Genomic DNA, 1,558 nt, shown 5'->3' on the forward strand with positions numbered 1-1,558 from the left:
AAAACCAGCTAATGGTATGTCAAGCTAAGCTTTTTGAATGGCTTAAGATTTGCTATACTAAAAAATAAGTACAACAAATAAACCTCCACGTGCATGGAAGTTTATGGAACTAATGAGTTATAAAGTGTAGGGTTGCCTTCTTTTGAGCATAGCGTAGATGTGATGTAGTAACTTGTTGGCGCAAGCGATCACAGCTACCTTATGGGGCTTCCCTTCACTTTTTTTCTTGTCATAGTACTCTCGCATTCGAAGATTTAATCCTGCTCTCAAACCGCATGTGACGGCTAAATAAACAGCACGCCTTAATCGTTTGGATCCCCGTTTTGTAATGCGGTTTTGAGTAGCTGTGAACTTTCCTGAACTGAAAACACTCGGATCAAGCCCCGCATAAGCCACTAATTGTTTAGGATATCTAAATTGAGAGGCATCACCAATTTCCGCGATGATTGAAGCGGCTATCTTCGTCCCTACACCAGGTATGGTCTCCAATAACTGTACTTCCTCGATTATTTCAGACAGCTCCAAAATTGTTTTCTCAAGTTCTCTTAGTTGGAATTGAAGTTCACGAACAGTAGCTAGCAGGCTGCGTAGAGCTGTTTCTAATCCGAAGGGGACATGTGTGACAGGATTCTGGAGTACAGCTGTCTTTAAATGATCCACTTTGCGTTTCATCCAAGCTTCTGAACGAGAGGCTCTTGTTGCTTCCCTCACAGCTTGAATCCATCCTTCGTCATCCCTGCTTTGGACACCTTCTTGCGATAAACACATGTCGAGCAGGTTAAGAGAGGTTTTAGAAAACAAATCTTTAAACACCCCCTCGTACCCTGGAAATACTTGATCCAGCAGCGTCCGCATGTTTAACTTTGCTTGCACATAGAGGCTTGTAATGAACTCGTGATGTCTAGTTAGAAATTGCAAGTCCATGAGATGTTCTTCACGACAAGGATGGACTAACCACTCTTCCTCTTGATAGTACAAGTCTCCTAAGTGCCAAGCATCGGAAGCATCTGTTTTGACTTTACGCAAACTTGTCCTCCGGGCTCTTTGGGCCTGCAAAGGATTAACTAGTATTATGTCATACCCTTCGCTTTGTATTCGCTGAACGAGAGTACGATGGTAGTGTCCGGTTGGTTCTAAAATGACAACGGGTTTCATCTTAGTCGTCATTTCTAATTCGACTAAAACTTGAAGTAGTCGTTCTATGCCATTTGGTGTATGCCATATCACTTGATCTCGACCATAAGGAGCATTACGTTTAATGAATGCTTGTATGACTGATTTTCCTTTTGCTACATCAATGCCAACAACGGGTCTCATTTACTTCCTCCTATTACTTTTTCGCCGGTAATCCCACAATGGTTCCAACTCCACAGCTTCGCTTGTGATACGAGGTCAAACGCCTCAACCAGCTCAAACATGGTAGTAGGGAGTAGTGGGAGAACTGTTTTTAGTACGGGGTAATTCCCCAGGGGCTGTCACGTTCTCCCGGCTACCGCCATCATAAAACGACCATTAAAAAAGGCCAACCAGTAATCTCTGGTTGACCTAATAATACGAA

At 43.1% G+C, this 1,558-nt stretch carries 1 protein-coding gene; it reads right to left on the reverse strand.

Features of this window, described 5'->3' with window-relative positions; genetic code table 11:
* Positions 1-117 precede the first annotated feature (117 nt).
* On the reverse strand, positions 118-1,317 hold the full coding sequence (locus GOM71_RS23615) for an IS110 family RNA-guided transposase (protein WP_156285569.1): 1,200 nt from the start codon (positions 1,315-1,317) through the stop codon (positions 118-120).
* Positions 1,318-1,558 lie beyond the last annotated feature (241 nt).

The sequence above is a fragment of the Paenibacillus sp. NEAU-GSW1 genome (genome assembly GCF_009737085.1).
Taxonomy (GTDB): Bacteria; Bacillota; Bacilli; order Paenibacillales; family Paenibacillaceae; genus Pristimantibacillus.

Bases quoted from the DNA above. Each gene is read 5' to 3' on its own strand.
- GOM71_RS23615 (WP_156285569.1), bottom strand. From the start codon at position 1,317: ATGAGACCCGTTGTTGGCATTGATGTAGCAAAAGGAAAATCAGTCATA.